This is a genomic window from Allobosea rubneri (assembly GCF_032464875.1).
Classification (GTDB): domain Bacteria; phylum Pseudomonadota; class Alphaproteobacteria; order Rhizobiales; family Beijerinckiaceae; genus Allobosea; species Allobosea rubneri.
Genome location: NZ_JAWDID010000010.1, coordinates 39,309 through 63,466, shown reverse-complemented (window position 1 = coordinate 63,466; position 24,158 = coordinate 39,309). Strand labels below are relative to the sequence as shown.

The following is a 24,158-nucleotide window of genomic DNA, read 5'->3' as shown; positions in this document are numbered from 1 at the left end:
TTGCTTTCCGGCTGCGGCATTGCGGGCGTTGTTCGGGCTTGCCCGCCGGACTATCTGTCACCCGACGCCGCGCTTGTGAAGCGCATTCCGGCCTTTCACCTGCGACCCGAGGTCCCGCTTCCGTGACGATCGCGCTCGAACACCCCCGGCAGGCCGCCGCCGCTTCCGGCCACCCCGGCATCCGCCGCTGGCTCTGGGCAACCGCCTTCCTGGTCTTCGTGATGATCGTCGTCGGCGGCGCGACGCGTCTGACCGGATCCGGCCTCTCGATCACCGAATGGCGGCCGGTCACCGGCGCGCTGCCGCCGCTGACAGACGCCGCCTGGGCGCTCGAATTCGACAAGTACCGCGCCAGCCCGCAATACCAGCTGCTCAATGCCGGCATGGCCCTGGCCGACTTCAAGTTCATCTACTGGTGGGAATGGGGCCACCGCCAGCTCGGCCGCTTCATCGGCCTGTTCTATCTCGCCGGCTTCTTCGTCGTGGCGCTGCGCCGGCTGCTGCCCTGGCGCCAAGTCGCGGTGCTGTTCGGCATGGGCCTGCTGCTCGGCCTGCAGGGCACGATCGGCTGGATCATGGTCGCCTCGGGCCTCGAGCCCGGCATGGTCGCCGTCGCGCCGGTCAAGCTGACCTTGCATCTGACCTTCGCCGGCCTGTTCTTCGCCAGCGTCATCGCCTTCGCCACCTGGCTGACGCCGCTCCGCCGGCTCGAGGCGCGGCAGGGCGGGGCGGGCGCCCGGTTCCTGCTGCTGATGCTCTTCGTCCAGATCGCGCTCGGCGGGCTCGTCGCCGGCTCCAAGGCGGGATTCACCTTCAATACCTGGCCGCTGATGGACGGGGCGCTGATGCCGCCGCCCTCGACGCTCTTCGCCGGAACGCCCTTCTGGGAGAACTTCGTCGACAATGTCGCGCTGGTGCAGTTCAACCACCGCATCGGCGCCTATCTGCTGCTGGCGCTGGCGCTCTGGCACCTCGCCGGCCTGCGCCGTGTTGCGCCGGGCTCGGGCGGCGCCAAGCGCGCGACCGCGATCACCGGCCTCGTCCTGGCGCAATCGGCGCTCGGCATCGTCACGCTGCTGCTGGTGGTGCCGCTCTGGGCCGGCCTCGCCCATCAGGCGCTCGGCTTCGCCGTGCTCGCCATGGGCGTCGTTCATCTCACCCGCACCGAGCAGGGCCTGCGTCCGGAAAGCGCCTGACGCGCCTTTGGCCGCGCCTCGGTAGCGATTATCCTGCCCTGAGTGCGCGCTGGGGGCGGAAACCAAAATGGCCGGCGCGAGGCCGGCCATACTTCAGGATCTTACGTCGTCTTGGCTCAGGCCAGGGCCTGCTCCAGATCGGCGATGATGTCCTCGACGTCCTCGAGACCGATCGAGAGACGCACAACTTCCGGCCCGGCGCCCGAAGCCGTCTTCTGCGCGTCGCTGAGCTGGCGATGCGTGGTCGAGGCCGGGTGGATCACCAGTGAGCGCGTGTCGCCGATATTGGCGAGATGCGAGAACAGCTGGAGGTTCGAGACCAGCTTGACGCCGGCGTCGTAGCCGCCCTTGAGGCCAAAGGTGAAGACCGCGCCGGCGCCCTTCGGGCAATAGCGCTGGGCCAGCGCATGGTACTTGTTGTTGGGCAGGCCGGCATAGTTCACCCATTCCACCGCCGGGTGCTGGGCGAGATGCGTCGCGACCTTCAGCGTGTTCTCGCAGTGGCGCTGCATGCGCAGCGGCAGGGTCTCTATGCCGGTCAGGATCATGAAGGCGTTGAAGGGCGAGAGCGCCGGGCCCATGTCGCGCAGGCCGAGCACGCGGGTCGCGATCGCGAAGGCGAAATTGCCGAAGGTCTCGCCGAGCACCATGCCGTTGTATTCCGGCCGCGGCTTGGAGAGCATCGGATAGCGCTCGTCGCCGACCCAGTTGAACGAGCCGCCGTCGACGATCAGGCCACCAATCGAGTTGCCATGGCCGCCAAGGAACTTGGTCGCCGAATGCACGACGATGTCGGCGCCATGCTCGAACGGTCGGACGAGATAGGGGCTCGCCATCGTGTTGTCGACGATGAACGGGATGTTGTGCTTCTTGGCGATGGCCGCGATGCCGGCGAGGTCGACGATGACGCCGCCCGGATTGGCGATCGACTCGACGAAAATGGCCTTGGTCTTCGGTGTCACCGCCGCGGCGAAGGCTTCGAGATCGTCTGAATCGGCCCAGATCACGTTCCAGCCGAAGTTCTTGTAGGAATGGTTGAACTGGTTGATCGAGCCGCCATAGAGCTTCTTGGCCGCGACGAACTCGTCGCCGGGCTGCAGCAGCGCGTGGAAGGTCAGGAACTCGGCGGCATGGCCGGAGGCGACGGCGAGCGCCGCGGTGCCGCCTTCGAGCGCCGCGACGCGCTCCTCGAGCACGGCATTGGTCGGGTTGCCGATGCGGCTGTAGATATTGCCGAAGGCCTGCAGGCCGAACAGCGAGGCGGCGTGGTCGACATCGTCGAAGACGAAGCTGCTGGTCTGGTAGATCGGCGTCGCACGCGCGCCGGTCGCCGCGTCGGGGGCTGCGCCAGCATGGATGGCGAGCGTGTTGAAACCCGGAATGCGGTCGGTCATGGCGTGCTCCCTCGAAACTTCTGATCTCGGACGTCTTGTTCGATTTAACGAACGCCTCGCAGGGCGTCAAATCAGCGTCGAGGGCTCAGCTCCGGCCCGAGATGCTCCGGCCGCACGCCCATGCCGACCATGCGCGCCGGCAGGCGCCGCAGCAGTGGGAAGCGTTGCAGCAGCCTGAGCGGCCAGGGTGGAGCGATCGGCTTGTCCGCTGCCAGCAGCGGCGTGATCACCCGGTTCTGGATCGCGATCTGCACGGTCTGCGTGACCTTCGCCGGCCATTCGCGCCGCTTCTGAACCGCGGCGAGGTCGCTGTTGGTAAGCTGGCGATCGCGCAACGGCCTGGCCAGCAGGTTCGCCGTCGCGACCGCATCCTGGATCGCGAGGTTGATGCCGACGCCGCCGATCGGCGACATGGCGTGCGCGGCATCGCCGATGCAGATCAGCCCGGGCCGCCACCAGCGCTCCAGCCGGTCGACGGCGACCGAGAGCAGCTTGATGTCGTCCCAGGAGGCAAGTTCGCCGGTGCGGTCTGCGAGTTCCGACTCGAGCGCGAGCAGCCCGGCCTTGAAGGCATCGAGCCCGGCGGCCTGCAGACGCTCCAGCGACCCCTTCGGGATGATGAAGGCACATTGCCAGTAGTCGCCGCGGTTGAGCCGGATGAAGAAACGCCCGGCTGCGACCTGGCCGATGGCCTGCGCCGGCTCGTCCGGCCGGCGGCTCAGGCGGAACCAGAGCACGTCCATCGGCGCGCCGAGCTCCGTCACCGCGAAGCCCGCCGCGGCGCGCACATCGGAGCGCCGCCCATCCGCCGCAACGACGAGATCGGCAGCGATCTCCATAGGGCCGTCCGGCCCTTCCGCCTTCAAACCGACGACGCGGCCGTTCTCCTCGATCAGCCCGGTCGCCTTCGCTCGCATCAGCAGCCGGAAGCTAGGGTAGGCCCGGCCGTGGTCGGCGAGGAAGTCCAGGAAGTCCCATTGCGGCATGAAGGCGATGAAGGGCGCCCTGACGGGCAGATGGCTGAAATCGGCGACGGTGATGTCCTCCTTGCCGAAGCGGGCGACGAGATCGGTCTCCCGGACATGCGGCAGCTCGAGGAATTCATCGAGCAGGCCGAGCTCGTGCATCACCTCCATGGTCGAGGGATGGATGGTGTCGCCGCGGAAATCGCGCAGGAAATCGGCGTGCTTCTCCAGCACGACGACGTCGACTCCCGCCCGGGCGAGCAGAAAGCCGAGCATCATCCCGGCCGGGCCGCCCCCGGCAATGCAGCAGGTCGTCCTCTCGCGGAGCATGGCCATTGCTCCACCTATTCGGTGAGCTTGATGCCGGTCTTTGCCACCAGCTCGCTCAGCGCCGCGCGGTCGCGGGCCATGAAGGCGCCGGTCTCCTCGGCGCTCCATGCGACCGGTTCGATCACCAGCTCGCGATAGCGGGCGACCAGCGTCGTATCGGCCATCGCCTCGTTGATCGCACCGTTGAGGGTGCGCATCGTCTCGGCCGGTATGCCGGCCGGCGCGACGATCGAGGCCCAGCCGGGATAGACCACGTCGACGCCCTGTTCCCTGAGCGTCGGCAGATCGGGCAGTTGCGGCTGGCGCTCAGCGGTCGTGACGCCGAGCGCCTTGAGCTTCCCGCCCTGGAGATTGCCGAGGCTGGCTGCAAGGCTGTCGATCATCACCTGGACCTGGCCGGAGATGAGATCGGCCGCGGCGAGACCGGCGCCGCGATAGGGCACATGCGCCAGCCGGATTCCCGTCGCCTGCATGATCATCTCGAAGACGAGGTGGTTGGTGCCGCCGATCCCGGCCGAGGCGAAATTGAGCTGTCCCGGCCGCTGCCCGGCATAGTCGATGAACTCGGACAGCGTCCTGACCGGGAGCGTCGGCGAAGCGTTCAGCACCAGCGGGAACAGGCCGAGCATCGCGACCGGCGCGAAATCGTATGCGACGTCATAGGGCAGCTTCTGGCCGAGCGCCGGGGCTGCGGCGAAGCTCGCGGCGGTCGCGATGAGCAGGGTGTGGCCGTCGGCTAGCGCCTTCACCACCACCTGTCCGGCGACGATGCCGTTCGCGCCCGGGCGGTTGTCTATGATCACCGAGCCGCCCAGCTTCCCGGCCAGCGTCTCGCCGAGGCGGCGCGCTGCGATGTCGGTACCACCTGCCGGGGCGAAGGGCACGACGAGCTGTATCGGCCGTTCCGGGAAAGCGGCACGGGCGCCGCCGGCGCCGAGCGCGCTGGCGAGGCCGGCGAGCAGGAGGGTGCGGCGATCGAGAGGGGGCATCGGCCTTCTCCACGGGATGGCTCACAAACATCGTGGTCATCCCGGACAAGCCGCGTCAGCGGCGCCGATCCGGGATCCATTCCGGAGCCTTTCCGAGAGAGGTTCCGGAATGGGTCCCGGGTCTCCCTTCGGTCGCCCGGGACGCCCCGAAGAGTGGAGATCAAGACACTCGTGATCAAGCGGCTCTGTCGAGCCTGTGGTCTTACGTTCCCGGCCGGTTGATCGTCAGCTTCTGGAAGCCCTTGCCGGCGAGCACCGGCTTCTTCGAGGAGAGGATGCGCGAATTGATGCCCTGCCATCCGATCTCGCCCGAGAGCCGGCCGTATTCGATCTTCGGGCAGCGGTTCATGATCACGGTGAGGCCTTTCGCTTCGGCCCGGGCCGCGGCTTCGTCATTGCGCACCGAGAGCTGCATCCAGATCACCTTCGGCAAGGGATCGAGCGTCAGCGCCTCGTCGGTGATCGGGCCGGCGGCTTCCGAGTTGCGGAAGATCTCGACCATGTCGACCGGGCCGGGGATGTCCTTCAGCGAGCCGTAGACCGTCCGGCCCAGCAGCGTCTGGCCGGCGAGGCCGGGATTGACCGGGATCACCTCGTAGCCGCGGTCGAGCAGGTATTTGGTGACGATCCAGCTCGGCCGCGCCTCGTTGGCGGAAGCGCCGACCAGGGCCACGGTCTTGACCTCGCGCAGAATGCGGCGAATGAGCGCATCATCATAGGAATCATGGTTCACGGCACGAAAATCCTAGCAAATCGAGGCGGTTGCGAGCATCGGCGGTTTTTCCGGCCCGGCGGGGCGGCGCCTGGAACACAGCTTCGCCATGGTCGTTTGGTCGATAGGGACTGGAGGGGCAATCCCAGTCTTCCCAGCGAGGAGGGCCTGCCATGTGCGACTATAGTCTGCAGCATGTGATGTCGACCCCGGCCAAGGTCGGCGATGTCCTCAAGACGACCAGCTTCATCGGTTCGAGCACGCGCGGCTTCTGCGCCGCGGGCGATCCGAATGTTGCGGTCTGTGTCCTGCCCGGCACGGAACTGGCCTTCGCGGCCGATATAGAATGCGACCGCCTTGTCGGCTTCCTGCCGCACCGCAAGTTCGCGGCCAGGGTCGCGCGCTTCCGCCAGGTCGATCTCGACAAGCCCTATGTCCACCATGACGCGCTCGAACTGCCCGATGGGCAGATCGTTCTGGTGACCAACCTGTCGGATGGCCAGACGGCCACCGTCCTGCAATTGCCAGCGGATCAGACCTCCGATGCGGAGCCGAGGACGCAGCCGCAGGAGGAGGCGAGGCCCGCATCGGAGATGGCGCTCATCTCCTTCGGCTTCTGACGGGCACATCGCGCTAACCGGGCCGCCGGAGGTTCCGGCGGCCGCCTTTCCGGCAGGCCGGCCGACCGAGGCTGGCCTGCCGCGTCACGACTGGCCCCAGACCGGCGGCCGCTTTTCGATGAAGGCGCCGATGCCTTCCTCCGCATCGCGCGCCAGCATGTTCTCGACCATCACCGCGCTGGCATGGTCATAGGCCGCCTTGAGCCCCATTTCGCGCTGCTCGTAGAAGGTGCGCTTGCCGGTCTTGATCGTGGCGGCGGATTTGGAGGCGATGATCGCCGCAAACGCCCTTGCCCCCGCGAGGGCCTCTCCTGCCGGAACGATGCGGTTCACCAGCCCCATCCGGGCCGCTTCCCGCGCCGGCACCATTTCGCCGAGCAGCAGCATCTCCATTGCGTGCTTGGCCGAAAGGTTGCGCGACAGCGCGACCATCGGCGTCGAGCAGAACAGGCCGATATGGACGCCGGGGGTGCTGAACCTTGCATCCTCGCCGGCTACGGCGAGGTCGCAGCTGGCGACGATCTGGCAACCGGCGGCTGTGGCGGTGCCCTCGACGGCTGCGATGACCGGCTGGGGCAGGGCGGTGATCTGCTGCATCACCCGCGAGCAGCGACCGAGAATGTCGGCGAAATAGGCGCGGCCGCGATCGGGATCGGCGCGCCGCGCGCTCATCTCCTTGAGGTCGTGCCCGGCCGAGAAGACCGGGCCGGCCGCCGCCAGCACCACCGCCCGCACGCTGCGGTCGGCTGCGATAGCGGCGAAGTTCTCGGCGAGCGCGGCCAGCATCGCCTCGCTCAGCGGGTTGCGGGCCTGCGGCCGGTTCAGCGTCAGCGTGGCGATGCCGTCGGCATCCTGCCGGAGCAGCACCGGCGCGGCATCGGGCCGGATATGGGCGTTCATGGCATGGGCCTTTCGAAGTTCCACCTATTGTCGGAGTGCCGCGGCCATGCTGCAAGGGGAGTAGCGTCCTGCCAGCCTTCGGTTTTTCGCACGATGACGACACGTATGAGCGCCTCGGAGATCGAGGCCTACCTCGACCGGATCTTCCCGCAGCTCCACTATGGCGGGCGGACCTATTTCGTCGAGGAGGTCGGGCCGCTCAGCGCCCGCATGCGCTGCGACTATCATGAGCGGCACCTGAGGCCAGGAGGCACGATCTCCGGCCCGACCATGATGGCGCTCGCCGATCTCGCGCTCTATGTCGCGATCCTCGGGCAGATCGGCCCGGTTGCGCTCGCCGTGACCACCAGCCTGAACTATAATTTCCTGCGCAAGCCCGGTCAGGCGGCTCTGATCGCGCAGGCGAGGCTGCTCAAGCTCGGCAAGCGGCTCGCCATCGGCGAGGTCTCGCTCTACTCGCAGGGCGAGAGCGAGATCGTCTGCCACGCCACGGGGACCTATTCGATTCCGGCCGAGCGCTGACTGACGTCAATCTGGGCGGAGCGCAGCGGAGACCCGAGAATCTCCTGGCCGGATTTTCCTGGTTGCAGGGGTGGCCTGGCAAAGCCCGACCACGACATTGAAACAATAAGTGCGGTATCTAAATACCGTTTCTGGCACTGCGCTGAAAACAATGCGTTTTTTGGCAATGATCGGCGTTATCGTCGCTTGACATCGTAAGGCCTGCCACCTATCCACCGCCACACACCGCCGCCGGCCTTCCGGCGGCTTGTCCTTTTTTCAAGCAGCCGAAGGGTGCCGCGATGAAGACCATCTCGCTCAAGCCCGCCGATGTCGAAAAGAAGTGGGTTGTGATCGACGCCTCCGGGCTCGTCGTCGGCCGTCTCGCCTCCGTTGTGGCGATGCGTCTGCGCGGCAAGCACAAGGCCGCCTACACCCCGCATGTCGACTGCGGCGACAACATCATCGTCATCAATGCCGAGAAGGTGGTCCTAACCGGGCGCAAGCGCGAGCAGAAGAACTACTATCACCACACCGGTTATCCGGGCGGCATCAAGGAGCGCTCCGCGCGCTTCATCCTCGAGGGTCGCTTCCCGGAGCGCATCGTCGAGAAGGCCGTCGAGCGCATGCTGCCGCGTGGCCCGCTGTTCCGCCAGATCCTCGGGAACCTGCGTGTCTACAAGGGTTCGGAGCATCCGCACGCCGCCCAGTCGCCTGAGGCTCTCGATGTCTCGGCGCTCAACCGCAAGAATGCGAGGGTTTGACGATGGCCGAAGTCCTGCAGTCGCTCGATCAGCTCGGCCAGGTCGCCAAGGGCACCCAGCCCGACGCCCCCGTGCACGTCAAGAAGGTCGATGCCCACGGCCGCGCCTATGCCACCGGCAAGCGCAAGAACGCCATTGCCCGCGTCTGGATCAAGCCCGGCTCCGGCAAGATCACGGTCAACACCCGTGATCAGGAAGTCTATTTCGCCCGCCCGGTGCTGCGCCTTATCCTGCAGCAGCCGCTGATGCTGGTCGATCGCATGACCCAGTACGACGTCATCGTCACGGTCAAGGGCGGCGGCCTCTCCGGCCAGGCCGGCGCGGTTCGCCACGGCATCTCCAAGGCTCTGACCTTCTACGAGCCCGAGCTGCGCGGCCCGCTCAAGAAGGAAGGCTTCTTGACCCGCGACGCGCGCGTCGTCGAGCGCAAGAAGTTCGGTAAGGCCAAGGCCCGCCGCAGCTTCCAGTTCTCGAAGCGCTGATATCTTGGCACTCGCCGGCTTCCTGTCGGCCATGCATCAGGGCGGCTCGCAAGAGCCGCCCTTTTTCATTTTGATGGCTTGCCACTCACGATGACGCGCGGCCTCTGAACAAGCGACCGCGCCAAGGAGCCCCCATGTCCCGTCCCGTCCTTCTCGTCACTGGCGGCAGCCGCGGCATCGGCGCCGCAATCTGCCGCTTCGCCGCCGAACGCGGCTATGACGTTGCCGTCAACTATCAGGGCAATGCGGCGGCTGCGGCGGAGGTCGTCGCCGCTTGCGAGCGGGCAGGGGCAAAGGCCATCGCGCTGCAGGGCGACATGGCGAAAGAGACCGATATCGTCCGCGTCTTCGCCGAGGCGAAGGCTGCGCTCGGGCCGCTGACCGCCGTCGTCAACAATGCCGCGATCACCGGCAAGTCGAGCCCACTCGTCGCGGCTGAGGCGGAGATCATCCGCGCCTGCATCGATCTCAACGTCACCGGTGCTATCCTGGTCGCCCGCGAGGCCGCCCGCGCCCTGCTCGCGAACGAGGGCGCTAAGAACCGCGCGATCGTCAACATCTCCTCGATCGCCGCCGGTCTCGGCTCACCCGACGAATATGTCTGGTACGCGGCCTCGAAGGCAGCGGTCGATTCCCTCACCGTCGGGCTCGCCAAGGAGCTCGCGCCGCAGGGCATCCGCGTCAATGCGGTCGCGCCGGGCATGACCGAGACCGATATCCACGCCGTCTCCACCGGCGATCCCGGTCGCGTCGCCCGCATCGCGCCGACGATCCCGCTGAAGCGCGTCGCGCAGCCCGAGGAAATCGCCGAGGCCGTGCTCTTCGCGCTTTCGGAGGCGGCTTCCTACATGGTCGGCTCGATCATCCGGGTCGGCGGCGGGCGCTAGCCCGGATGTGAGGGCCGTTTAGGCCACGCGCCAAGCCGTTCATGGCTGGAACCGGACGGCCGGCGTGCTAAAGCGGCTGCTCGTTCCCCTGGCCGAAGGCAGCCCATGCGCGTCCTGCTCGTCCTGATCGCTTTCGGCATGGTCGCCGCGCCGGCGCTGCTCGCTCTGGCACGCACCGACCTGCCGCGTGGGCGGCGGATATTCAATGCGCTGGTGATCTTCCTGGCGCCGGCCTTCGCGCTCGGGCTGATCCATGGCGTGCCCGAGCTCGACGGCCGGGCACTGCAATACCCGATCGCCTGGACGACCCTTCGCCTCGTTCTCACCGGGCTCGCCCTGATCCTGCCCTGGTGCCTTCATGTCTGGCTGAGCGGCCGCCGCTGAGCCTCCTTCAGGAACCGACCATGACCGAACCCGCCGAAACCCCGACGATCGACCACGCCTTCACCGGCGGCCGCAAGGGACCGGCCCATGACCCGACCTATGCCGGTGCGCTCTCCTTCATGCGCCGGCGCTACAGCAAGGACGTTGCCGGCTGCGACCTCGCGATCTGGGGCGTTCCCTTCGACCTCGCCGTCTCGAACCGGCCGGGCACCCGCTTCGGGCCGCAGGCGATGCGCCGCGTCAGTTCGATCTTCGACGGCGATGCGCAGTACCCCTCGCGCATCGACCCGTTCGAGATCCTGGCGGCTGTCGACTATGGCGACTGCCTCCTGCCGCGCAGCGACCTTCAGGGCTGCGCAAGGGCGATCGAGAACGAGTCCGCTGCGATCATCGCGACCGGCGCCCATCTGGTCACGCTCGGCGGCGACCACTTCATCACCCTGCCGCTGCTGCGCGCCCATGTCGCCCGGCACGGCAAGCTCGCTCTGGTCCAGTTCGACGCGCATCAGGACACCTGGGATGACGGCGTCGGCGCGATCAGCCACGGCACCTTCGTGCTCGAGGCGGTGCGCGAGGACCTGATCGACGTCGAGCGCTCGATCCAGATCGGTATCCGCACCGTCGCGCCGCGCGATTGCGGCATCGAGGTGCTCGATGGCTATCAGGCCCATGCGCTGGGCGTTGAAGGCGTCGCGGCCCGGATCAAGGCGCGGGTCGGGCAGGGGCCGGCCTATCTCACCTTCGACATCGATGCGGTCGACCCGGCCTTCGCGCCCGGCACCGGCACGCCCGTCGCTGGCGGCCTCTCCTCGGCGCAGGCGTTGCAGATGGTCTGGGCGATCCGGGATCTCGACTTCCGCGGCATGGACATCGTCGAGGTCTCGCCGCCCTACGACCATGCCGATGCGACCGCAATCGCCGGGGCAGCGGTGGCGCAGCACTACATCCAGGCGCTGGCGCTGAGGAAGGCGGCGCGCTGAATCGGGTTCTGAAGCTCCGGAATCATCATGGCAACGACGCTGCGCAGGAGACTCCGATCATTGCGGAATCCCCGGCTGCCATGCTTGCCTTCGCTGCATGCATGGTGGCCGGCAGCGGGGCGCGCAGGCCTGCGCATTGACAGCGGGCCGGGCAGCGAACATATACCGACGCATGGTCAAGAACCCGATCCGACGTCGCACTGTCACGGCCGCCCCGGCGCGCCCGCGATGACGCTCGGCTAGAAGCCCGAACGCCCGCGACCGCGCCGGAGAGCGCGGTTTTTTTATGCCCGAAGCCGGCCAAGGAGTTTCGGCCGGCGCCCACCAGACACCTTGCGAGGGTCCGATGAGCCAGAACCTGAAATCCATCTTCATCGACGGCGAGGCCGGCACCACCGGGCTCGGCATCCGCGATCGCCTGGCCGCGGTGCCGGAGGTGGTGGTCAAGAGCATCGCCCCGGAGAAGCGCAAGGACCCGGGCGCCCGCAAGGAGATGATGGCCGGCGTCGACCTCGTCGTGCTCTGCCTGCCAGACGATGCCGCGAAGGAATCGGTCGCTCTCGCAGACGAGCTCGGCGCCCAGGCCCCGAAGATCGTCGATGCCTCGACCGCGCATCGCGTCGCGCCGGACTGGACCTACGGCTTCGCCGAGCTGGAGCCCGGCTTCGCGCAGAAGGTCGCCAACGCCAACCGCGTCTCCAATCCCGGCTGCTATCCGACCGGCGGCATCGCGCTCCTGCGCCCGCTCGTCGATGCCGGCCTGCTGCCTTCCGACCATCCGATCACGGTCAATGCCGTTTCCGGCTACTCCGGGGGCGGCAAGGCGATGATCGAGGCCTATGAGGCCGGCACCGCCCCGGATTTCGAGCTCTACGGCCTCGGCCTGAAGCACAAGCACCTGCCGGAGCTGCAGCTCTATTCGCGGCTGGAGCGGCGGCCGATCTTCGTGCCCTCGGTCGGCAATTTCCGGCAGGGCATGCTGGTCAGCGTGCCGCTGCATCTGGAGACGCTGCCGGGAAAGCCGAAGCCGGCCGACCTGCATGAGGCTCTGGCGGCACGCTATGCCGGCTCGAGCTTCGTCTCCGTGCTGCCTGCGACCGGCGACGGCAAGCTTGAGCCGGAGGCGCTGAACGACACCAACAAGCTCGAGCTGCGCGTCTTCGGTAATGAGGATCTGGGACAGGCCGTGCTCGTCGCGCGGCTCGACAATCTCGGCAAGGGAGCGTCCGGCGCCGCCGTTCAGAACATCCGCCTGATGCTCGGCCTGCCCGAGGCCTGATCTCTCCGCCAGGCAATGCCATGAGGCCCGGCAGGTAGCCGGGCCTTTTTCATTTGTGTGCGCGCCACTTCAAATGTGCAGCGGAAGTTCGCCCGCGAACTTTTTTTACGCGATTCCCCCCAAATGGGGGATGAGCAGGGTCTTGCCGATGCGTCATAGCTCGTCTCGTACGGGCGATTCCGTTGGCGAGGCAGGGCCGGTGACTACCTGGGGCGATATAGGAGCGAATCTGCATGTTGGCAGGTTCATGAGCGGATTGGCGTTGGCCGGAGCGGCATGCCTGCTTGCATCTGGCGCGGCCGCCTTCGATCTGCGCAGCACGGGTGTTGTGCTGATCCATGGCAAGGCTGGAGGGCAGGGGCCCTTGCAGCCCTTGGCGCAGGCGCTCAAGGCGCGCGGCGCGACCGTTCTGATGCCGCGCATGTCCTGGACCGGAGGCTATCGCACCTACGACCAGACGCTGGGCGAGGTGCAGGCCGCGGTCTCACGCCTCAAGGCGAACGGCGCCAGACATATCGTGCTCGCCGGTCACAGCCTCGGCGCCAATATCTCGATGGGATATGCCGCGCGTGTCGGCGGCGTCGATGCGGTGGTGGCGCTCGCCCCGGGGCACCGGCCGGATTTCATCGCCAGCCAGACCGGCGGCAGCATCTCCGAGGCCAAGGCGATGGCGGCAGCCGGGCAGGGCGGCCAGAAGGCCCGTTTCCTCGATTTCAACCAGGGCAAGGTCTTCCCGGTCACGACGACCGCTGATGCCTATCTCAGTTTCTTCGACCCCTCGGGCCCCGCCGCGCAGGCTGCGCAGGCGAGTGGCGTGCGCAGCGCGACGCTCTGGGTGGTCGGGACCGGCGACCGCCCGGCGATGAACGACCGCGCCGCCTATTCGGGCACGCGCATCGTCGTCGAGGCCGGGCACCAGGACACGCCGCGTGCCGCGGTGGCCCAGGTCGTCGATTGGTTGGAGCGGCAATAGCGCCGCGAACGGAACTGTCGCCGCCGCGCCAGGCGCGGTCGGGACGAGCGCCGCCCGGGCTGGGTCGAACAGCCCTGGCGGCGCTTTTTTATCAGCCTGCGTAGGCCTTGAACTTCTGCTTCTGCGTGCCGAGGCCTTCGATGCCGAGGGTGACGGTCTCGCCACCCTTCAGGAAGCGCGGCGGCTTGAAGCCGAGGCCGACGCCCGGAGGGGTACCGGTGGTGATGACGTCACCGGCATCGAGCCGCATGAACTGGCTGATGTAGTGGACGAGGTAGGCGGCGCCGAAGATCATCGTCTTCGACGAGCCGTTCTGGACGCGCTCGCCATCGACTTCGAGCCACATGGCGAGGTTCTGCACGTCGGCGATCTCGTCCGGCGTCACCAGCCAGGGGCCGAGCGGGCCGAAGGTCGGGCAGCCCTTGCCCTTGGCCCACTGGCCGCCGCGCTCGATCTGGAAGGCGCGCTCGGAGACGTCGTTGCAGACGCAGAAGCCGGCGATCGCCGCCATCGCGTCCTTCTCCTCGATATAGGAGCCGCCATTGCCGATGACGATCGCGAGCTCGACTTCCCAGTCGGTCTTCTCGGAGCCCTTCGGGATAATGACGTCGTCGTTCGGGCCGACGATGCAGTTCGGCGCCTTGTTGAACAGGATCGGCTCTTTCGGGATCGGCGAGCCGGTCTCTTCCGCATGGTCGGCGAAGTTCAGGCCGACGGCGATGAAGTTGCGGACGTCGCCGACGCAGGCGCCGATGCGCGGATCACCGGAGACGAGCGGCAGCGATTCGGGGGAGAGGGCCTTCAGCTTCGCAAGCGAAGCCGAGGTCAGCGCCGCGCCGGCGATGTCGGGAACATGCGCGGAGAGATCGCGCAGCTTGCCGGCGGAGTCGATCAGACCAGGCTTCTCTTGACCGAACGCGCCATAACGAACCAATTTCACTGCGTTTCCCCCAATTCAAACGTTTCAAAAGGACGGCCGGCATCGGCCGAGGGCCGTGCCGATCCTGTGCGGATGGCGTCTCCTGCGCAAGCCCGTGTGTGCGCATGGCATGCCTGCTTCGCCGGGAGCCTGGGGCTGTGACGCTTTTGCAACGCTGTTCAGCAAAGAACAGTTGGCATCGGAGGTGACCGAACGTCCTATGTTGCGATGCACAATGAGAAATCGGCGATAGTTCTCATGTAAACGATCTTTTCCGGCGCGCCGTTAAGGCTCGCCCGCGAAAAAAGGCGATAAATCTCTCGATTCCGACGTTAACCTTGCGGAAGCCTTGCCAAGCATGGCCAAAAATGGGCGATCGCGGCGGGATTGCGGCAAAGATGACCTGTCGGCATTGTGCTGGAAGATTCCGTCCGGCCCTAGCCGAGATGGGCGCCAACGAGAACCTCACCCTGGGGAAAGACGCCGCGATGACGAGCTTCCGGAAACTCACTGCCGCCGCCACGGTCTCGCTCGCGGCCTTGCTGACGGCCGGCGCCGCCTCCGCCAGCTCCTTCGCGATCCGCAGCGGGCAGGGCGCCGAAGGTCTCGGCATGGCCTATGCGGGTGCCGCCGCCGGCGGCATCGGCATGGCCTCGATGGCCTGGAACCCGGCAACGATCACCATGTTTCCCGGTCGCCACAGCAACTGGAATTTCACCTATCTCTATGCCAGCGGCGACTATCAGCCGACCTCGCCGACCACGGTCATGACGCCGCGCGGCCCCGTGCCGATCCAGGCGGCTGGAGGTAGCCCGCTCGGAACCGGCAATATCGGCGGCGACGGCGGCTTCATCCCCGCTTCCTATTCCGCTTGGCAGCTCACCGACCGGCTCTGGATCGGTATGACCACCGGCGCGCCCTTCGGGCTGCGCTCGAAGCCCGACAACCAGGTCAACGCGGCGCAGGCCTTCGGCCGTTCGGCGAAGGTGCAGACCGTCAACGTCGCGCCGACGATCGGCTACAAGGTCAATGACTGGCTCTCCATCGGTGCTGCCATGCAGATCCAGTGGTTCAACGCCAGCCTGAAGCAGGCGAACGGCATCGCCGCGAATGCCGCGCCGATCATAATCGAAGGCGACACGATCGACTTCGGCTATCGCCTTGGTGTCACGCTGACGCCGTTCGACGGCACCACGATCGGTCTGGGCTATCGCTCCTCGGTTCGGCAGACCCTGGACGGCACCATGCGTGTCTCGACAGGGCCGACGCCGACGGCCGCCTTCCCGGTCAAGGCCAACCTGAACCTGCCCGATTCCGTGGTCTTCGGTGTCTCGCAGGTCATCAACGACCAGTGGCAGGCCCATCTCGGTGTGGAGTGGACCAATTGGAGCCGCTTCCGCAACATTCCGGTGGTCAGCCAGCTCAACGGAGCGCCGGTCACGAGCCTGAATTTCCAGTATGACGACAGCTGGTTTTTCTCGGCCGGCGCCGAGTATAAGTACAATCGCGACCTGACGCTGCGCGCCGGTATCGCCTACGAGCTCTCGGCGGTGAACGATTACAATCGCCAGATCTTCATTTCGGATAACGATCGTCTGTGGCTCAGCGCCGGTGCGAGCTACCAGCTCACCGAGAAGCTGAAAATCGACGTCGGCTACACCTATATCCACGTCAACAACGCCAAGGTGAACTACACCGGCAATCATCCGCAGCAGGTCGTGAACCCGGCCTTGCGGGCGATTTCCTACACCGCCGAGGCCGAGCCTTTCGTTCACATCGTCTCGGCCGGACTCACCTATCGCTGGGACAACCCGGTGGAGACGGTCCCGGTTCGCCCGGTCGTCCGCAAGTACTGATCTTCGCCTAGGCGAGACGCGAAAGCCGGCCTTCGGGCCGGCTTTTTTCGTTACGCGTGAGTGCTTGGAAAAGCCCGCGGAGGCCGCCTACACGGTGGCCTCCGCGGGACGCGTTCAGGCAGGCGGTGCGATGGTCGGGCAGGCCTTGGCGGGGGCTGCGCTCAGGCCTTCACCTTCACATAGCTGCCCGGTGCGTCCTCCAGCGGCTTGAGCTTGCCGTCGCCGGGGATGCGCGCCTTCACCTGCTTCGGCGCCTGTTCCTGAAGCCAGGCGACCCAGTGCGGCCACCATGAGCCGGGATGCTCCTCGGCGCGCTTCACCCAGTTCTCGAAGGCGCCTTCCGGCTTCGCCCCGGTCCAGTACTGGTATTTTACCTTGCTCGGCGGGTTGACCACGCCGGCGATGTGCCCGGAGCCGGCCATGACGTAGGAGACCGGCCCGCCAAAGGACTGCGAGCCGATGAAGACCGAATTCGCCGGCGCGATATGGTCCTCGCGCGTCGCCAGATTGTAGATGGGAATGGTGACCTTGCCGAGATCGAGCAGCTTGCCGCCGATGCGCATCTCGCCCTTGGTCAGCTTGTTGTCGAGATAGCAGTTGCGCAGATAGAAGGAGTGGTTCGCCGCCGGCATCCGCGTCGAATCCGAGTTCCAGTAGAGCAGGTCGAACGCGGTCGGGGCCTTGCCCTTCAGGTAGTTGTTGACCGCATAGGACCAGATCAGGTCGTTCGGCCGCAGCATGTTGAAGGCGCCTGCCATGCGCGCCCCGTCGAGATAGCCGCGCTCGGCCATCTGCTCCTCGAGGGTGCGGATCTGCTGCTCGTCGACGAAGACCGAGAGCTCGCCGGCCTTGGAGAAGTCGACCTGGGTGGTGAAGAAGGTGGCGCTGGCGATGCGCTTGTCCTGCGTCGCCGCCATATAGGCGAGGGTGACGCCGAGCAGGGTGCCGCCGACGCAATAGCCGATCGCCGAGACCTGCTTCTCGCCCGTCGCCTGCTCGATCGCTTCGAGTGCCGCGAAGATGCCCTCGCGCATGTAGCTCTCGAAGTCCTTGAGGGCGTGGCGATGGTCGGGGTTGACCCAGGAGATGCAGAAGACCGTCAGCCCCTGTGCGACACACCAGCGGATGAAGCTCTTCTCGGGGTTGAGGTCGAGGATGTAGAACTTGTTGATCCAGGGCGGCACGATCAGCAGCGGCCGCTTCAGCACCTTCTCGGTCGAAGGCGCGTACTGGATCAGCTCGATGATGTCGTTGCGATAGATGACCTTGCCGGGGGTCGTCGCGATGTTCACGCCGATCTCGAAGGCGCGGTTGTCGGACTGGCGGATCTTCAGCTCGCCGCCGCCGGCCTCGATATCTTCCGCCAGCATCTTCATGCCGCGCACAAGGTTCTCGCCGTTCTGCGCCAGCGTCTCGCGGAGCAGTTCGGGGTTGGTCGCGACGAAATTGGAGGGGGAGAGGGCTCCGGCGATCTGCTTGACGTAGAAGCGGGCCCTGTCGCGCGTATGGGGGTCGAGGTCTTCCGCCTGCTCGACCATGCTCTCCGCCCAGCGGGAAGACAGCAGATAGGCCTGCTTGACGAAATCGAAGACCGGATGGCTCTCCCATTCGGGATCGGCGAAGCGGGCGTCGCGCTTTTCCGGCTCGATCACCGGTTCGGCCGGCTCGCCGCCGAGGCGCTTCAGCGTCGCGCTCCACAGGCTCAGGAAGTCGGTGGTGAGCGAGGCCTGCGCCTCGATGATCTTCTGGGGATCGCTGACCCAGCGCTCGGCCACCCGGCCCAGCACCTTGACCATCTCGCTCGCCTCGTCGGCGGCGCCGGTCTTGGCTTCACCGCGCTCGATCGGCTTCAGATAGGCGGCGGTCACCTTGCCGGCCTGTTCGACCAGCCTGCCCATGTTCTGCGCCATCGCGTCGAAATCCGGCAGCGCAGGCGCATCGAAGACCGGCGGCTCCGCCGGGCCTTGTGCGCCCTTGGCCTTGCTGCCGGCAGGTGGGCTCATGGTATTGCTCCCTAGCTATTGCTTGCCAGCGGGAGTTGAACTCCCCATTTCGGACCTATTAAGGACCTAACCGATAAGAGAGACAAAGGAAAATCGTGAAAGCCCCGGCAATGCCTCAAGCCCTGATCCGGACCTCGCCGAAGGTCGTTTGCGCAGCGGCGCTGCTCGGCATGCTGCTGGGTGGCTGCGAGGCCGCACGCGGCGTCGCGGAGTTCACAGACATGGCCACCAAGCCGGCCGAGCCGAAGCCCTTCGTCCTCGAGACGAGGCCGCAGAATCCGAACTATGTCCCCGTCGGATCCACCATAAAGCGCGATGCGAAGCGCAAGACCGTCGACGAATTCAAGAAGCTCGAGGCCGAGCTCGAGGCGAAGCGGATCTCGAACGAGGCTGCCGGCACGCAGGCTCAGAGCCTCGGCAAGACGCCGCCGCCGGCTCCTGCGCAGGCCCAGCCGACCAACTGACCTGATTTGGGGACGGTCCCTCTGGGCAGACAGCCGGGGCGGCGCGGACGGGTCAGGCGAGGGCAGGGTTGCCGCCTCTTGCCGTCAGGGCTCGTCGCTCCAGGTCAGGGCCTTGTAGTTGAAACCCTCCTCAAGGGTCGGCTTGACGATCTGGAAATAGGGCGAGATGTCGAAATCGGCCGGTGCATAGAGGCTGAAGTGCCGGATGTGCAGCAGTTCCCGGTGGCGCCAGTCATTGGCGCCGCGCTCCGCTGCCGGGCGCAGCTCGATGCGCGGCAGGATCGGATACCCGACGCGCTCGAACGCCTGCGCGATCAGGGTCGAGCAGATCGCCCGGGTCGGCTCTCCCGATCCGAGTGCGATCATATGCCGCCGCCAGTGCGAAGGCACGGGTAGTGTCGGCAGCAGATAGCGCGCGAGATCGACGATGTTGCGCGTGTCGTAGCGGATGCCGATTCGCGAGATCATGAAGTCGACCAGCTTGCTGCGGTCGGCGTCGGTCAGGCCGATGGGCCGGCAGATGCGCGTGTGAAAGTGGTCGAGGCGGGACAGCGGAAAGGACCGGCAGCCCGCGTCCAGAACGACCTCGATGAGCGTATGCGGTTCGGGACCGTCCGCCGCCCCCGGAATGGGCCCGACATAGAGCGCTGCATGCGACCAGGTCGAATGCGTCAGATATTTGATCGCGGTCGAAACCCTGTTGGAGCCCGCCACCAGCACGACATCGCCGGGTCGCAGCGTGCGGCGCAGCTCGTCGGGATCGGATGGAACGAAGGGCTCTCGGCCGGGTCTCTCGCGCAGGAGAAACCCGGAGAGCCGGTATCCGCACCAGTCCAGGATCCGGTCGGATAATCTCATGCCGGTCGTTCCTCGCATGGCTATCCCCGGCAGGGTGTCGCCGAACTGCGCCTGAACGATGCCAGATCTGTGACTGTGCAGTCTGCGAGCCTTCCCCACCATCCGGATTGGTAGGCGCCTGCAGATATCGGGACGTTGGCCAAGGGGTTAATCTTCGGTCAGGCGCCGGCCGCAGCCGACAGGCTTTGCGGCAACGATATTGCCCGCGTCGCTACCGTGGCTTCGGCGAGGCGGATGCAAGCCCGCGGCCTGCGTTCCTGTTCGATGAATCTTGCGTTTTTGGGCCTGTCATGACGGAAGCTGCGATGCTAGAGCATCCCGACGCAAGGAATGTGATTTGCCGCATTTCTGGCGCCTCAATGCCGGCTCGGCCAGGGACCGATTAGTAAGATGACCGACTTTCACCGCATCAAGCGTTTGCCGCCTTACGTTTTCGAGCAGGTCAACAAGATCAAGGCAGCCGAACGCGCCAAGGGCGTCGACATCATCGATCTCGGCATGGGCAATCCCGACCTGCCGGCTCCCAAGCACGTCATCGAGAAGCTGGTGGAGACCGCCGGCAAGGCGCGGACCGACCGTTACTCCGCCTCCAAGGGCATTGCCGGCCTGCGCCGCGCCCAGGCGAACTATTACGAGCGCCGCTTCGGGGTGAAGCTCAATCCCGACACCCAGGTGGTCGCGACGCTTGGCTCGAAGGAAGGCTTCGCCAACATGGCGCAGGCGATCACCGGGCCGGGCGATGTCGTGCTCGTGCCCAATCCGAGCTACCCGATCCATGCCTTCGGCTTCCTGATGGCCGGCGGCGTCATCCGCTCGGTTCCGGCCGAGCCGACGCCCGCCTTCTTCCCGGCGCTCGAGCGGGCAATGGCGCATTCGGTGCCGAAGCCGATCGCGCTCGTCACCTGCTACCCGGCGAACCCGACCGCCTATACCGCCTCGCTCGATTTCTATCGCGACCTCGTCGCCTTCGCGAAGAAGCATGAGCTGATCCTGCTCTCAGATCTCGCCTATGCCGAGGTCTATTTCGACGAGAAGAACCCGCCGCCCTCGATGCTGCAGGTCCAGGGCGCGATGGACGTCACCGTCGAGTTCACCTCGATGTCGAAGACCTTCTCCATGGCCGGCTGGCGTATGGGCTTCGCCGTCGGCAACGAGCGCCTGCTCGCCGCCCTCGCGCGCGTGAAGTCCTATCTCGACTATGGCGCCTACACGCCGATCCAGGTCGCGGCCGCGGCGGCGCTCAACGGCCCCGACGACTGCATCCGTGAGATGCGCGAGACCTATCGCAAGCGCCGCGACGCGCTGGTCGAGAGCTTCACCAAGGCGGGCTGGGACTTCCCGGCGCCGCAGGCCTCGATGTTCGCCTGGGTGCCGATTCCGGAGAAGTTCCGCCATCTCGGCTCGCTCGAATTCTCGAAGCTGCTGATCGAGAAGGCCGAGGTCGCGGTCGCCCCGGGCATCGGCTTTGGCGAGCATGGCGACGATTTCGTCCGCATCGCCATTGTCGAGAACGAGCAGCGCATCCGCCAGGCTGCGCGCAATATCGGGCGCTTCCTCAAGACGGCCGACCAGACACTGCACAACGTGATCCAGATTCCGAAGGCTGGCTGAGGGCAGGGCGCTTCTGGCCTTCGAGGCAACGGAGCGGCGCCCTGCGCCGCTCCGGGATCTGTCTGGCACGGCCAAACCGGTGCGACCTAACCGCGCCCGGAAGGTGACGGGGCTGGACCGCTCCCCTAAAACATGTGAACCGGGGGCTGCCGGAGTGGCCGGCTGAGGAGAGGCGGGCGGATATGGTCTCGAAAGGCCGCGTGATCGGAGTCATCTTCGGTCTCTTCGCCCTGGTCTGCCTGTTTGCGACCTATGATTTCTCGCGCGGACGCGCGACCGAATCGGCTTCGCCGCTGGTGGGCGAGTTGTTGAGCGCGACCAAGGCACGCGAATGCGGCCGCGACGCCACCGAGATCGTTGCGCGCTATCTGCCGATCGGGATCGGGCAGGCCGAAGCCGAAAAGATTCTGGCGGAGACGGTGATCAATCCGCCGAAGCCCTGGTTCTGGAAGCCTGTCAACGAGAACTCGATCGTCTCGAACGGTGACAGTCTCGAGGCGCTGCGCACCATCAAGATCACGGCCTTCGGCAATCAGGTGCTGCGCGTCTTCCTGGGCTTCGAAGAGGGCAAGCTCAAGCGGCTCGCGGCCGAGGTGATCTGCCGCTTCGACTGAGTTCGCATGCGGTTGCGCCGTTGACTCGGGGCACGCCCCATGCGACCCCGCGCGGCATGACCATGCACGCTCCGCCCCCTGACTCCCGGCCCCTTCGCGTCGGTATCGCCGGCCTCGGCACCGTCGGTGCGGCGGTCGCCACCATCCTGAAGCGTCAGGAGAACGCGCTCGCCGCCCGCTGCGGCCGGCCGGTGCGGGTTACCGCCGTTTCGGCACGGGACCGCAACCGCGATCGCGGTATCGATATCTCCGGCATGAGCTGGTTCGACGATCCGGTCGCGCTGGCAGCTTCCCCCGAGATCGATTGCCTGATCGAATTGATCGGCGGTTCTGACGGGCCGGCGAAGCAGGCGGTCGAGGCGGCGCTTTCCGCCGGCAAGCATGTTGTCACCGCCAACAAGGCGCTGCTCGCCGCCCATGGCGTCGCGCTCGCCGAACTCGCCGAGAGCAAGGGCGCGGCGCTCGCCTTCGAAGCCTCCTCGGCCGGCGGCATCCCGGTGGTGAAGACGCTGCGCGAGGCGCTTTCGGGCAACAATGTCAGCCGGCTCTACGGCATCCTCAACGGCACCTGCAATTACATCCTCTCGCGGATGGAGCTGGAAGGTCTGACCTTCGAGGCCTGCCTGAAGGACGCCCAGCGACTCGGCTATGCCGAGGCAGACCCGACCTTCGACGTCGAGGGCTTCGACACCGCACACAAGCTCGCCATCCTGACCAGTCTCGCCTTCGGTACGAAGATCGACGCCGAAGCGATTCATGTCGAAGGCATTTCCTCGATCACGCCGCTCGATCTGAAGATGGCCGACGAGCTGGGCTACCGGATCAAGCTGCTCGGTGTCGCCGAGCGCACCAAGACCGGCATCGAGCAGCGCGTGCACCCGACCATGGTGCCGAAGTCGTCTGCGATCGCCCAGGTCATGGGCGTGACCAACGCCGTCACCATCGATGCCGATGCGGTCCGCGAGATCACCCTGGTCGGCCCCGGCGCCGGTGGCGGCCCGACCGCTTCGGCCGTGATCGCCGATATCGCCGACATCGCCCGCGGCACCGCCGGCCTGCCCTTCGGCATGCCGGTCGCCCGGCTCGAGCAGCCGACGCGGGCGCCGATGCAGCGTCATGAGGGTGGCTACTATATCCGGCTCGCCGTCGCCGACCGGCCCGGCGCCGCCGCAGCCATCGCGACCCGCATGGCGGAGGCGAACATCTCGCTGGAGAGCATCGTCCAACGCCGTTCGGAAGCCGCGGCGGCGCGTGATCCGGGTGGGCGTTCCGGTGCTCCGGTCCCGGTCGTCCTGATCACCTATGCGACCAGCGAGCAGGCGATCCGCGGCGCGCTGGAGAAGGTTGGCGCCGACGGGCATATTTCGGAAGCGCCGCAGGTCATCCGCATCGAACGCGAATAGGGTCGTGGCCGGCCGGCGGCGGGGCGCCCCGCTGCCGATCGCCCGGTTGCCGCCTGCCGAAACAGAGGAAAGCCCATGTCCGTCGATCTTCGCATCTCGCCCGACCAGATCATCGAGCGCTATCTCTCGATGGAACTCGTGCGCGTCACCGAGCGCGCCGCCGTCGCCGCCGCCCGCCTGCGCGGCCATGGCGACGAGAAGGCCGCCGACCAGGCCGCCGTCGACGCGATGCGTCGCGAGCTAAACCGCCTGCCGATCGACGGCGAGATCGTCATCGGCGAGGGCGAGCGCGACGAGGCGCCGATGCTCTTTATCGGCGAGAAGGTCGGCAACAAGCAGGGCCCGAAGGTCCATATCGCCGTCGATCCGCTGGAAGGCACGACGCTTTGTGCCAAAGACATGCCCGGCTCGATCGCGGTGATGGCGATGGCCGGCGCCGGCCATCTGCTCTATGCGCCCGACGTCTACATGGACAAGATCGCCATCGGCCCGGGCTACCCGACCGGTGTCGTCGACCTCGACGCCTCGGCCGCGGACAACATCAACGCACTGGCCAAGGCCAAGGGCGTGAAGCCGCATGAGATCAACACGCTGATCATGGACCGCCCGCGCCATGAGAAGCTGATCGCCGAAGTCCGCAAGACCGGCGCCTCGATCCGCCTGATCACCGATGGCGACGTCGCCGGCGTAATCTTCTGCACCGAGCCGGAGAAAACCGGCATCGACCTCTATCTCGGCATCGGTGGCGCCCCGGAAGGTGTCCTCGCTGCGGCGGCACTGCGCTGCGTCGGCGGCCAGATGCAGGGCCGCCTGATCCTCGACACCGAGGAGAAGCGGGCCCGCGCCGCGACCATGGGCGTCAAGGATCCCAACAAGAAGTACGACATGGCCGAGATGGCCTCCGGCGACGTCATCGTCTGCGCCACCGGCGTCACCGATGGCGGCATGCTCTCGGGCGTGCGCTTCGGGCCCGAGGTGATCGAGACCGAGACGATCGTCTACCGCTCGATCACCGGCACCGTCCGCCGGATCTATGGCGAGCATCGCGAATTCGCGAAGTTCAACCTCGACTGA

The 24,158-nt window shown here is 66.6% G+C and carries 24 protein-coding genes; 16 read left to right on the top strand and 8 right to left on the bottom strand.

Annotation, left to right across the window (positions count from 1 at the left end; genetic code table 11):
• Positions 1-122: 122 nt before the first annotated feature.
• Positions 123-1,196, top strand: coding sequence for a COX15/CtaA family protein (locus RKE40_RS09090; RefSeq protein WP_316017909.1), 1,074 nt, complete (start codon positions 123-125; stop codon positions 1,194-1,196).
• 116 nt (positions 1,197-1,312) lie between these two features.
• On the opposite strand, the gene RKE40_RS09085 is transcribed toward RKE40_RS09090, so the two are convergent.
• The 4 genes from RKE40_RS09085 to RKE40_RS09070 all read right to left on the bottom strand — a co-directional run bounded on the left by RKE40_RS09085 (position 1,313) and on the right by RKE40_RS09070 (position 5,607).
• Positions 1,313-2,590 carry an O-acetylhomoserine aminocarboxypropyltransferase gene (locus RKE40_RS09085; RefSeq protein WP_316017908.1) on the bottom strand — a complete coding sequence of 426 codons (1,278 nt, stop codon included), beginning with the start codon at positions 2,588-2,590 and terminating at the stop codon, positions 1,313-1,315.
• A gap of 71 nt (positions 2,591-2,661) precedes the next feature.
• Complete coding sequence (locus RKE40_RS09080; protein ID WP_316017907.1) at positions 2,662-3,885, bottom strand: FAD-dependent oxidoreductase; 1,224 nt, start codon at positions 3,883-3,885, stop codon at positions 2,662-2,664.
• 14 nt (positions 3,886-3,899) lie between these two features.
• A complete protein-coding gene (locus tag RKE40_RS09075) occupies positions 3,900-4,874 on the bottom strand; it encodes a Bug family tripartite tricarboxylate transporter substrate binding protein (RefSeq protein ID WP_316017906.1) in 975 nt (324 codons plus the stop codon).
• Between the two features lie 202 nt (positions 4,875-5,076).
• On the bottom strand, positions 5,077-5,607 hold the full coding sequence (locus tag RKE40_RS09070; RefSeq protein ID WP_316017905.1) for a CoA-binding protein: 531 nt from the start codon (positions 5,605-5,607) through the stop codon (positions 5,077-5,079).
• A gap of 152 nt (positions 5,608-5,759) precedes the next feature.
• Here RKE40_RS09070 and RKE40_RS09065 point away from each other — a divergent pair, with 152 nt between their 5' ends.
• Positions 5,760-6,206: a hypothetical protein gene (locus RKE40_RS09065; RefSeq protein ID WP_316017904.1), complete on the top strand. Its 447-nt coding sequence runs from the start codon at positions 5,760-5,762 to the stop codon at positions 6,204-6,206.
• Positions 6,207-6,290: 84 nt separating this feature from the next.
• Here RKE40_RS09065 and RKE40_RS09060 read toward each other — a convergent pair whose 3' ends face one another.
• Entirely contained in the window at positions 6,291-7,106 is an 816-nt protein-coding gene (locus RKE40_RS09060) for an enoyl-CoA hydratase (protein ID WP_316017903.1), read from the bottom strand.
• A 93-nt stretch (positions 7,107-7,199) separates the two neighbouring features.
• Between RKE40_RS09060 and RKE40_RS09055 the strand changes: the two genes are divergently transcribed.
• The 8 genes from RKE40_RS09055 (at position 7,200) to RKE40_RS09020 (ending at position 13,356) form a co-directional block, all read left to right on the top strand.
• Complete coding sequence (locus tag RKE40_RS09055) at positions 7,200-7,628, top strand: PaaI family thioesterase (RefSeq protein WP_066474589.1); 429 nt, start codon at positions 7,200-7,202, stop codon at positions 7,626-7,628.
• A 281-nt stretch (positions 7,629-7,909) separates the two neighbouring features.
• Positions 7,910-8,371, top strand: a complete 462-nt coding sequence (rplM, locus tag RKE40_RS09050; RefSeq protein ID WP_066474843.1) for a 50S ribosomal protein L13 — start codon at positions 7,910-7,912, stop codon at positions 8,369-8,371.
• A gap of 2 nt (positions 8,372-8,373) precedes the next feature.
• The gene (rpsI, locus tag RKE40_RS09045; protein ID WP_316017902.1) at positions 8,374-8,853 is read left to right on the top strand and encodes a 30S ribosomal protein S9; all 480 of its coding nucleotides are present in this window, start codon (positions 8,374-8,376) and stop codon (positions 8,851-8,853) included.
• A 134-nt stretch (positions 8,854-8,987) separates the two neighbouring features.
• Positions 8,988-9,740 carry an SDR family oxidoreductase gene (locus RKE40_RS09040; RefSeq protein ID WP_316017901.1) on the top strand — a complete coding sequence of 251 codons (753 nt, stop codon included), beginning with the start codon at positions 8,988-8,990 and terminating at the stop codon, positions 9,738-9,740.
• 105 nt (positions 9,741-9,845) lie between these two features.
• The gene (locus RKE40_RS09035; RefSeq protein WP_316017900.1) at positions 9,846-10,124 is read left to right on the top strand and encodes a hypothetical protein; all 279 of its coding nucleotides are present in this window, start codon (positions 9,846-9,848) and stop codon (positions 10,122-10,124) included.
• Between the two features lie 20 nt (positions 10,125-10,144).
• Positions 10,145-11,104, top strand: a complete 960-nt coding sequence (gene speB, locus RKE40_RS09030; RefSeq protein WP_316017899.1) for an agmatinase — start codon at positions 10,145-10,147, stop codon at positions 11,102-11,104.
• Positions 11,105-11,450: 346 nt separating this feature from the next.
• Positions 11,451-12,383, top strand: coding sequence for an N-acetyl-gamma-glutamyl-phosphate reductase (gene argC / locus RKE40_RS09025; protein WP_316017898.1), 933 nt, complete (start codon positions 11,451-11,453; stop codon positions 12,381-12,383).
• 262 nt (positions 12,384-12,645) lie between these two features.
• A complete protein-coding gene (locus tag RKE40_RS09020; RefSeq protein WP_316017897.1) occupies positions 12,646-13,356 on the top strand; it encodes an alpha/beta fold hydrolase in 711 nt (236 codons plus the stop codon).
• Between the two features lie 91 nt (positions 13,357-13,447).
• Here RKE40_RS09020 and RKE40_RS09015 read toward each other — a convergent pair whose 3' ends face one another.
• The gene (locus RKE40_RS09015) at positions 13,448-14,296 is read right to left on the bottom strand and encodes a fumarylacetoacetate hydrolase family protein (RefSeq protein WP_316017896.1); all 849 of its coding nucleotides are present in this window, start codon (positions 14,294-14,296) and stop codon (positions 13,448-13,450) included.
• A 467-nt stretch (positions 14,297-14,763) separates the two neighbouring features.
• Here RKE40_RS09015 and RKE40_RS09010 point away from each other — a divergent pair, with 467 nt between their 5' ends.
• Positions 14,764-16,131: an OmpP1/FadL family transporter gene (locus tag RKE40_RS09010; RefSeq protein ID WP_316017895.1), complete on the top strand. Its 1,368-nt coding sequence runs from the start codon at positions 14,764-14,766 to the stop codon at positions 16,129-16,131.
• Positions 16,132-16,292: 161 nt separating this feature from the next.
• Here the strand turns inward: RKE40_RS09010 and phaC are convergent, their stop codons facing one another.
• The gene (gene phaC / locus RKE40_RS09005) at positions 16,293-18,134 is read right to left on the bottom strand and encodes a class I poly(R)-hydroxyalkanoic acid synthase (protein ID WP_390893295.1); all 1,842 of its coding nucleotides are present in this window, start codon (positions 18,132-18,134) and stop codon (positions 16,293-16,295) included.
• 110 nt (positions 18,135-18,244) lie between these two features.
• On the opposite strand from phaC, the gene RKE40_RS09000 reads away from it, so the two are divergent.
• Complete coding sequence (locus RKE40_RS09000) at positions 18,245-18,598, top strand: hypothetical protein (RefSeq protein ID WP_316017894.1); 354 nt, start codon at positions 18,245-18,247, stop codon at positions 18,596-18,598.
• 84 nt (positions 18,599-18,682) lie between these two features.
• On the opposite strand, the gene RKE40_RS08995 is transcribed toward RKE40_RS09000, so the two are convergent.
• Positions 18,683-19,456, bottom strand: a complete 774-nt coding sequence (locus RKE40_RS08995; protein WP_316017893.1) for a C40 family peptidase — start codon at positions 19,454-19,456, stop codon at positions 18,683-18,685.
• 390 nt (positions 19,457-19,846) lie between these two features.
• Here RKE40_RS08995 and RKE40_RS08990 point away from each other — a divergent pair, with 390 nt between their 5' ends.
• The 4 genes from RKE40_RS08990 (at position 19,847) to glpX (ending at position 24,158) form a co-directional block, all read left to right on the top strand.
• Complete coding sequence (locus RKE40_RS08990) at positions 19,847-21,067, top strand: LL-diaminopimelate aminotransferase (RefSeq protein ID WP_316017892.1); 1,221 nt, start codon at positions 19,847-19,849, stop codon at positions 21,065-21,067.
• A gap of 200 nt (positions 21,068-21,267) precedes the next feature.
• Positions 21,268-21,681, top strand: coding sequence for a hypothetical protein (locus tag RKE40_RS08985; protein WP_316017891.1), 414 nt, complete (start codon positions 21,268-21,270; stop codon positions 21,679-21,681).
• 62 nt (positions 21,682-21,743) lie between these two features.
• Positions 21,744-23,084 (top strand): homoserine dehydrogenase, encoded by a 1,341-nt coding sequence (locus tag RKE40_RS08980; RefSeq protein WP_316017984.1) that lies wholly within the window; start codon positions 21,744-21,746, stop codon positions 23,082-23,084.
• Between the two features lie 75 nt (positions 23,085-23,159).
• Positions 23,160-24,158 carry a class II fructose-bisphosphatase gene (glpX, locus tag RKE40_RS08975; protein WP_316017890.1) on the top strand — a complete coding sequence of 333 codons (999 nt, stop codon included), beginning with the start codon at positions 23,160-23,162 and terminating at the stop codon, positions 24,156-24,158.

Coding starts and splice junctions, on each gene's coding strand:
- phaC (WP_390893295.1), bottom strand. CDS start 18,134: ATGAGCCCACCTGCCGGCAGCAAGGCCAAGGGCGCACAAGGCCCGGCG.
- speB (WP_316017899.1), top strand. CDS start 10,145: ATGACCGAACCCGCCGAAACCCCGACGATCGACCACGCCTTCACCGGC.
- RKE40_RS08980 (WP_316017984.1), top strand. CDS start 21,744: ATGCACGCTCCGCCCCCTGACTCCCGGCCCCTTCGCGTCGGTATCGCC.
- glpX (WP_316017890.1), top strand. CDS start 23,160: ATGTCCGTCGATCTTCGCATCTCGCCCGACCAGATCATCGAGCGCTAT.
- RKE40_RS09000 (WP_316017894.1), top strand. CDS start 18,245: ATGCCTCAAGCCCTGATCCGGACCTCGCCGAAGGTCGTTTGCGCAGCG.
- RKE40_RS08990 (WP_316017892.1), top strand. CDS start 19,847: ATGACCGACTTTCACCGCATCAAGCGTTTGCCGCCTTACGTTTTCGAG.
- RKE40_RS09035 (WP_316017900.1), top strand. CDS start 9,846: ATGCGCGTCCTGCTCGTCCTGATCGCTTTCGGCATGGTCGCCGCGCCG.
- RKE40_RS09075 (WP_316017906.1), bottom strand. CDS start 4,874: ATGCCCCCTCTCGATCGCCGCACCCTCCTGCTCGCCGGCCTCGCCAGC.
- RKE40_RS09060 (WP_316017903.1), bottom strand. CDS start 7,106: ATGAACGCCCATATCCGGCCCGATGCCGCGCCGGTGCTGCTCCGGCAG.
- RKE40_RS09010 (WP_316017895.1), top strand. CDS start 14,764: ATGACGAGCTTCCGGAAACTCACTGCCGCCGCCACGGTCTCGCTCGCG.
- RKE40_RS09055 (WP_066474589.1), top strand. CDS start 7,200: ATGACGACACGTATGAGCGCCTCGGAGATCGAGGCCTACCTCGACCGG.
- RKE40_RS09080 (WP_316017907.1), bottom strand. CDS start 3,885: ATGCTCCGCGAGAGGACGACCTGCTGCATTGCCGGGGGCGGCCCGGCC.
- RKE40_RS08995 (WP_316017893.1), bottom strand. CDS start 19,456: ATGAGATTATCCGACCGGATCCTGGACTGGTGCGGATACCGGCTCTCC.
- argC (WP_316017898.1), top strand. CDS start 11,451: ATGAGCCAGAACCTGAAATCCATCTTCATCGACGGCGAGGCCGGCACC.
- rpsI (WP_316017902.1), top strand. CDS start 8,374: ATGGCCGAAGTCCTGCAGTCGCTCGATCAGCTCGGCCAGGTCGCCAAG.
- rplM (WP_066474843.1), top strand. CDS start 7,910: ATGAAGACCATCTCGCTCAAGCCCGCCGATGTCGAAAAGAAGTGGGTT.
- RKE40_RS09040 (WP_316017901.1), top strand. CDS start 8,988: ATGTCCCGTCCCGTCCTTCTCGTCACTGGCGGCAGCCGCGGCATCGGC.
- RKE40_RS09065 (WP_316017904.1), top strand. CDS start 5,760: ATGTGCGACTATAGTCTGCAGCATGTGATGTCGACCCCGGCCAAGGTC.
- RKE40_RS09085 (WP_316017908.1), bottom strand. CDS start 2,590: ATGACCGACCGCATTCCGGGTTTCAACACGCTCGCCATCCATGCTGGC.